Below are 7,745 nucleotides of genomic sequence, written 5' to 3'. Positions count from 1 at the left end.
TTTATACTAAGTTTTAAAGGAAAAGTTAAATCTTTAATACTACTGGGAGATACTTCTATTAAAATAAAAGAAACTGCACTCAAATATGGTTTTAAAGAAATTTTTTTGGCAAAGGATATGGAAAAAGCAGTAAATTTAGCTTATAGTCTATCTGAAAAAGGAGATAATATATTATTATCCCCTGCATGTGCTAGCTGGGGGATGTTTAAAAATTTTGAGGAAAGGGGAAAAATTTTTAAACAGATTGTAGATAGATTAGGAGAGGAGTAAGTATGAGTAGAGTTAAAAAAAATGCAAATAGACGAGCGGTTGATTTTATCCTTTTGATATCTATAGTGATGTTAGTATTTATAGGAATAATAATGGTTTTTAGTGCTAGTTGGCCAGAAGCTATGTCAAAACAACAAGATGGTTATCATTTCTTAAAAAGACAAATTATGTGGGCATTTGTTGGATTTGGTGGATTGTTTCTAGCTATGAATTTTGACTATAAAAAACTTAAAAAACTATCACCTTATATATTTATAATGTCATTAATATTAGGTTTTTTAGTTTTTACTCCTATGGGAGAAAGTTTGAAAGGTGCCCGTAGATGGGTTAAACTAGGTCCTGTACTTTTTATGCCCTCAGATACTATAAAATTTGGTGCAGTATTGTTTTTTGCCAAGTTCCTAACAAATAAAAGAGAAAAAATAGGTACAATATTTCAGGGTACAGTTCCAGCTCTTATGTACATAGGACTAGCATGTGGAATAATAATAGTGCAAGACTTAGGTACAGGTGTAACTCTTGCTATTACAATGATGTCAATGTTTTTTATAGCTGGTATGAAAGTTTTTCATATGCTTCCTTTAGGAGGCATTGCTTCAACTTTGTTTTATTTTGCTGTTATGAATCCAGATAAACCACATAGACTTAGGAGAATCACGGCTTTTAGAGATCCATTTGCAGATAAACTAGATACGGGATGGCAAGTAGTACAATCTTTATATGCATTAGGTTCTGGAGGTGTTTTTGGCCTGGGGCTTGGAAAAAGTAGGCAAAAGTTTTTTTATGTATCAGAAGCTTATAACGACTTTATATTTGCTATAATAGGAGAAGAACTTGGCTTACTTGGTACTATAATAGTAATGCTTATAATTTTAATAGTAATATGGCGGGGAATAATCATAGCTTTAAAAACAGAAGATAGATTTGGATGTCTTTTAGCTACTGGGATAACTGCACTAATAGCAGTGCAATCTTTAATCCATATAGCAGTAGTGACTTCATCAATTCCTACAACTGGTATAACACTCCCTTTTGTAAGTTATGGTGGTACATCTTTAGTTATGTACATGACACTAGTGGGAATATTATTAAATATTTCTAGACATGTAAATTTTGAAAGGAGTTAAGGGATGAGATATTTAATATCAGGTGGCGGTACAGGAGGACATATATATCCAGCACTTGCTATTGTAAATGAAATAAAATTAAATGATAATGATGCAGAAATTCTTTATGTAGGAACAAAAGAAGGTCTGGAATCAAAACTTATACCTAAAGAAGGTATTGACTTTAAAACTATTAGAGTAAAAGGAATCCCAAGGAATATAAGTAAAGACTCGTTTGTAGCTCTAAAAGAGCTTATTTATGGATTGAGAGAGTCAAATAAAATAATAAAAGAATTCAAACCAGATATAGTAATAGGAACAGGAGGATTTGTATGTGGGCCTGTTGTTCTTCAAGGGTATAGAAATAAGATAAAGACACTTATTCATGAACAAAATGCTTTTCCTGGTATAACTAATAAGATTCTTTCAAGATTTGTAGATCGAGTTGCAGTGACCTTTGATGAGTCTGTAAAATATTTTAAATACCCTGATAGAGTAATAAAAACAGGTAATCCTATAAGAAGTGAAATATTAAATGTAGATAAAGAAAAGGCATATAAAAAGCTAAATCTAGATCCAAACAAACCTACTATACTTTCATTTGGTGGTAGTGGTGGACAAAAAAGTTTAAATGATTCTATAAAATATATAATTGAAAATCTAAAAGATTTAGAGTTTCAACTAATTCACATAACAGGTGAAAGATTTTATGATCAATATTTAAAAGAGATAAAGGATTTAAATATTGATTCAAAAAATATTAAAATCCTCCCATACCTTTATGAAATGGCAGAAGCCTTAAATGTTGCTGACTTGATGATTACAAGTGCAGGTGCTATTACTCTTGCAGAAATATCTAGCATAGGAATAGCCAGTATTTTAATTCCAAAAGCTTATACTGCTGAAAATCATCAAGAATATAACGCTAGGAGTTTTGAAAAAAATGATGCAGCAATTGTAATTCTTGAAAAGGATTTAAATGGAAAAGTACTCAAAAATAAAATAGAGGACCTGATAAGTAATAAAAGCAAATTGGATAATATGGCAATAAATAGCAAAAATCTAGGAAAAATAAGTGCTGCTAGTGAAATATATGATATAATAAAAAGAATAATTTAAAATATAGTAACTACTTATTTACTAAAGCATAAGATATTTATATAGAGTTTTAAATACCATGGAGGTGTTAGACTTGGAAAAATATCTTATTCAAGGAAATAATAGATTAGAAGGGGAAGTAAAAATTACTGGAGCTAAAAACTCTGTGCTTCCTATACTGGCTGCTACAGTTATTAGTGGCGAAAAAAGCATTATTTCAAACATACCTAATTTAAAAGACGTAAAAGTTATGACAGAAATACTTAAAACTATAGGATCTAAAGTTAAAGTTGAAGAACATAGGATGATAATAGATACAAATGGTGTAAACTCAATTGATTTACCGGAAGAGCTAGTAAGAGAGATGAGATCATCCATTATACTTATGGGAGCACTATTAACACGATTTGGAGAGGTAAATGTGAGTTTTCCTGGGGGGTGTGAAATTGGACCTAGACCTATAGATTTACATTTAAAGGCTTTGAAACAAATGGGAGCTGAAATAAAGGAATCTCATGGATTTATACATTGTAAAACTGAAAAATTAAAAGGAGCAGATATTCAACTGGATTATCCATCTGTAGGTGCTACTGAAAACATAATGCTTGCAGCTGTCAAAGCGAAGGGAGTTACTGTAATTAGAAATGCAGCAAGAGAACCTGAAATTATGGATTTAGAAGACTATTTAAACAAAAGTGGAGCTAAAATAAAAGGTGCAGGTACAAGTATAATAACCATAGAAGGTGTAGAAAGATTAAATGGAACAAATCATAAAATAATCCCTGATAGGATAGTAGCAGGTACTATTATGGCGGGGGCAGTTATGACTAAGGGAAAGATTATAATAAAAGATATAATAACAGAACATTTGCAAAGCACTATAGCGAAACTCAAGGAAACAGGGGCCAATGTAATTATAAATGGTAATAGTATGATGGTAATTGGTCCTAAAAATATAAATGCAATAGAAATTCTTCAAACCTTACCTTTTCCAGGTTTTCCAACAGATATGCAAGCTCAATTTATGGCTATGCTTTCTATAGGAAACGGAACTAGTATAATAAATGAAACAGTTTTTGAAAATAGATTTAAACATGCTGAGGAACTTTCTAGAATGGGTGCTAATATTAAAACTTTTGGGAAAGTATCAGTTGTAAAAGGAGTAAAGAAGTTAACTGGTGCTAAAGTTTATGCCAAAGATTTAAGAGGAGGAGCGGCTTTAGTATTGGCTGGTCTTGTGGCAGAGGGAGATACAGAAATAGAAAACATATATCACATAAATAGAGGATATGAGAATTTAGATGAAACATTAAGACGACTAGGCGCTAAGATAAGCTGTATTTAAATACAGCTTATCTTTAAAGAAGAAATAGGACAAGGTGAGATAAAAGTGATGAAAAATAAAACACCAATTGAAAGGGTACATAAAAGAAAAAACATTATTTTTAAAATTATAATATTGATATTATTTTTATCTATATTTATTTTTTTTACACTTAACTCATCTTTGTTTGATATAAAGGAAATAAGAATAAGTAATAATGAAAATTTACAAAAAGAAGATATATTAAAAGAATCTAAAGTAAATAAAGGTACTAATATATTTAAGATAAAGTCGAAAGACATAGAAGAAAAATTACTTGAAAATCCTTCTATAAAATCAGCATCTATAAATAGAACATTACCTAGTACAATAAATATTGAAATAAAAGAAAGACAAAAGACTTTTTCCTTTCAATATATATCTATGTATTTATTAGTTGATGAAGAAGGATATATAATGGATCATCTTGATAAAAAAGATTCAAAACTTCCAAATGTTAAAGGATTTAACACAAATTCTACTAAAGTTGGACAAACTATATTTGCAAAAGAAGAAAATGAAAAATTAAATATATTTATAAATGAAGCAAATAAATTAAAATTATTATCTCAAATAGATGAAATTGACAAAAACTTTGCAAATGATGTAAATATTAAACTAAAAAATGAAATATCAGTTGCCTTTGGACCACTAAGTAATGTAAAATATAAGTTGAGCTTATTAAAAGAAATATTAGAGGATATAAATAAAAAAGAAATTAAAACTGGTAAGATTATCATGGACAAAGGAGATCATCCAATTTTAATTATAGATAAATAGGAGAAGAGGGATATATTGAAAAAAAAATCAGAAAGACTAGCCTTGGTTTTAGTATCTGTTATTCTAGGACTAATTTTATCTATTCAATTTAGAACTGTAAATAAATCAGTAGGTGAAGGGGTACTTCCTACTCAAAGAGCTCAAGAACTTGCTTCAGAACTAAAAAAAGTCCAAGATGAAAGAGATACACAAATGAATAGAATAGAAGAGCTTGAAAGTCAAATAAAAAAACATGAAAAAGATGAAATAGACAAAAGTTCCCATGCTGAAAGTCTTTATGAGGATGCTATGAAATATAGAACTTTAGCAGGATATGTTGACTTAGAAGGTCCTGGAATTATATTAGAAATAAATGATCCACCAGGTGATACTCAATATAGTGATGGGTATGGAGTAGTAGATCAACTTGATTTAATACTTCAAATAGTAAGTATACTAAATGCAGCAGATGCTGAAGCTATTTCAATCAATGACCAAAGATATACTTCTTTTACTGAAATAGTGAGAGCTGGAGATCATATTGAAATCAATGGAGTTTCTACAAATTCACCTTTAGTTATAAAGGCAATAGGAAATCCAAATACTCTAGAGTCTGCTTTGGCTATAAAAAGAGGGGTAGTATGGCAGCTTAAAAATTATAACTATATGACACTTTTAACTCAAGATAAAAACATTGTAATTCCCAAATATAGGAAGGTAAAAGAATTAAAGTACAGCTCTCCTTCAGAAGAAGATGATAGTTAGGTGTTGATTAGATGAAGATAAGTCGAGGGAAAATTTTAATATTAATACTTAGTATAGGCTCAGGAATTCTGATTTCTACAATGATAAAATCTAATTTAGAATCCTATAGGCCTGTAACCTTATCCCATATAAAAAGTACAGAAAAAGAAATAGAAGAGTCAATAAAGGAATTAAATGATTTAGAGAAAATAATAGATAGTAAAGAAAAGGAATTACAATCACTTGCTGAGTTGTCCTATAATGATGAAGATATTGTTGAGAAATTAAACATGAATTTAGTTTCAAATAAGTCTGTATCTGGTCATTTAGATTTAGAAGGACCAGGAATTACTATAAAGATGTATGATAATCCTGAAGATGAAGTAATTGGTGAAGATGTAAATCAAGATGTTATTCATGATGTAGATGTATTAAATATATTGAATGATTTAAGAGTAGCTGGAGCAGAGGCTATAAGTATTAATGGAGAACGAGTAATCTCTTCTTCTGAATTAAAATGTAGGGGACCTGTTATAGGAATAAATGGTGTGAGTATAGGTACACCATTTATTATAAGTGCAATAGGAGATCCCAAATTGCTTATGGCATCTGTAAATGCACCTGGTACATATGCTCATGTACTAAAAGATGTTTATGGTATAGGTTTTGAACCAGAGGAAAAAGATAATTTATATATACCAGCCTATTCTGGAAATTTTGAATTCAAATATGCTAAGCCTGTAAGAGAGGATGAGAAACGATGATTTTTGCTTTGATTGGTATATTAATAGGCGCAATAATAGGCCTTTTATTGCCTTATACTTATAATAGTACCTATTCGCTATATATTACAGTAGCAATACTTGCTAGTTTGGATTCAGTATTTGGTGGAATAAGGGCTAGTTTAGAGGAGCGATTTGACATACAAGTTTTTTTATCAGGTTTTTTTGGTAATTCAATATTGGCTACATTTTTAGCATATATTGGTGAAATGTTTGGTGTTCCATTATATTTTGCTTCTATATTTACATTTGGGGGTAGGATATTTGATAACTTTGCTTATATAAGAAGATTGTTACTATATAAAACAAATAGATATAAACAGGATAATAAACAAATATTAGATGAGGGGGAATAATAAATGTTTGATTTTGATATTGAGGTAGAACAGTTTGCAAAAATTAAGGTAATTGGCGTAGGTGGTGGTGGAAATAACGCTGTTAATAGAATGATAGATCATGGTGTAAGAGGTGTAGATTTTATAGCAGTGAATACTGATAAACAAGCACTTTTTTCTTCTAAAGCAGAAAGCAAGATACAAATAGGAGATAAAATAACAAAAGGACTAGGTGCAGGAGCTAATCCTGAAATCGGAGAAAAGGCTGCAGAAGAAAGTAGAGAAGAGATATTAGAAAACTTAAAGGGTGCAGATATGATTTTCATAACTGCCGGAATGGGTGGTGGCACAGGAACAGGCGCAGCACCAGTTGTAGCTGAAATTGCCAAAGAGCTAGAAATACTAACTGTCGGTGTTGTAACTAAGCCATTTGGATTTGAAGGAAGAAAAAGACTACTCCAAGCAGAGCAAGGAGTAAATAATTTAAAGACTAGGGTAGATACTTTAGTTACAATCCCAAATGACAGGCTTTTACAAATAGCAGACAAAAAGACTACAATATCAGATGCATTTTCTATGGCAGATGATATTTTAAAGCAAGGTATCCAAGGTATATCAGACCTTATATCAGTTCCAAATTTGATAAATCTAGACTTTGCAGATGTAAAGACAATAATGCATGATAAAGGTATAGCACATATGGGTATAGGAAAATCTAATGGTGATAATAGAGCTACAGAGGCGGCTGAACAAGCTATCCGAAGTCCACTTCTTGAAACATCAATAGAAGGTGCTAAGTCGGTTCTACTTAATATAACAGGTGGACAAGATTTAGGAATATTTGAAGTAAATGAGGCTGCAGATTTAATTAGAGGAGCAGTTGATGAAGATGCAAATATTATATTTGGTGCTGGAATAGACGAAACATTAAATGATGAAATTAAAATAACTGTAATAGCTACAGGCTTTGGTGAAATTTCTTCTTCAGCTAAGAAAAAAGATTCAAAAGATAATACTGAAGAAAAGCAAGATGGTGAAAAAACATTATTTGAAGATCCTATGGAAGATTTAGATATACCTATATTTTTGAGAAGAAAAGACAAAAAATAAAATAATTTGTTGAAAAACGTATCTTTTTAAGGAGATACGTTTTTTTTTATTGCGTAAAAAAGACATATTTTTCATTTATATTAATATATAATAATAATGAGATAAATGATATTTCAATAGTACTTAAATAGATAGTTGCAGAATGTGATTTTTAAAAATATCTGTGTTATCCACAAGA

General features: G+C 30.3%; 8 protein-coding genes and 1 pseudogene. All 9 read left to right on the top strand.

The window, feature by feature from the left end:
* Positions 1-270: pseudogene (murD, locus tag ACTHW2_RS08510) on the top strand (UDP-N-acetylmuramoyl-L-alanine--D-glutamate ligase); the annotation flags it as partial.
* Positions 271-272: 2 nt separating this feature from the next.
* Positions 273-1,397, top strand: coding sequence for a putative lipid II flippase FtsW (ftsW, locus tag ACTHW2_RS08505; protein WP_442263517.1), 1,125 nt, complete (start codon positions 273-275; stop codon positions 1,395-1,397).
* A gap of 3 nt (positions 1,398-1,400) precedes the next feature.
* Positions 1,401-2,495 carry an undecaprenyldiphospho-muramoylpentapeptide beta-N-acetylglucosaminyltransferase gene (gene murG, locus ACTHW2_RS08500; protein ID WP_442263516.1) on the top strand — a complete coding sequence of 365 codons (1,095 nt, stop codon included), beginning with the start codon at positions 1,401-1,403 and terminating at the stop codon, positions 2,493-2,495.
* Between the two features lie 64 nt (positions 2,496-2,559).
* On the top strand, positions 2,560-3,819 hold the full coding sequence (gene murA, locus ACTHW2_RS08495) for a UDP-N-acetylglucosamine 1-carboxyvinyltransferase (protein ID WP_442263518.1): 1,260 nt from the start codon (positions 2,560-2,562) through the stop codon (positions 3,817-3,819).
* A gap of 48 nt (positions 3,820-3,867) precedes the next feature.
* Entirely contained in the window at positions 3,868-4,617 is a 750-nt protein-coding gene (locus ACTHW2_RS08490) for a cell division protein FtsQ/DivIB (protein ID WP_442263515.1), read from the top strand.
* A gap of 15 nt (positions 4,618-4,632) precedes the next feature.
* Positions 4,633-5,361: a DUF881 domain-containing protein gene (locus tag ACTHW2_RS08485; protein ID WP_442263514.1), complete on the top strand. Its 729-nt coding sequence runs from the start codon at positions 4,633-4,635 to the stop codon at positions 5,359-5,361.
* 11 nt (positions 5,362-5,372) lie between these two features.
* Positions 5,373-6,104, top strand: coding sequence for a DUF881 domain-containing protein (locus ACTHW2_RS08480; protein WP_442263513.1), 732 nt, complete (start codon positions 5,373-5,375; stop codon positions 6,102-6,104).
* Positions 6,101-6,478, top strand: coding sequence for a small basic family protein (locus ACTHW2_RS08475; protein ID WP_442263512.1), 378 nt, complete (start codon positions 6,101-6,103; stop codon positions 6,476-6,478). The genes ACTHW2_RS08480 and ACTHW2_RS08475 overlap by 4 nt, the downstream gene beginning before the upstream one ends.
* Before the next feature lie 3 nt (positions 6,479-6,481).
* Entirely contained in the window at positions 6,482-7,567 is a 1,086-nt protein-coding gene (gene ftsZ / locus ACTHW2_RS08470) for a cell division protein FtsZ (RefSeq protein WP_442263511.1), read from the top strand.
* Positions 7,568-7,745 lie beyond the last annotated feature (178 nt).

Source organism: Tissierella sp., assembly GCF_052089545.1.
In the GTDB taxonomy this organism is placed as follows: Bacteria; Bacillota; Clostridia; order Tissierellales; family Tissierellaceae; genus Tissierella_A.
Note: the sequence above shows the minus strand (reverse complement) of the source record. Positions and strands in the feature narration are given on the sequence as shown.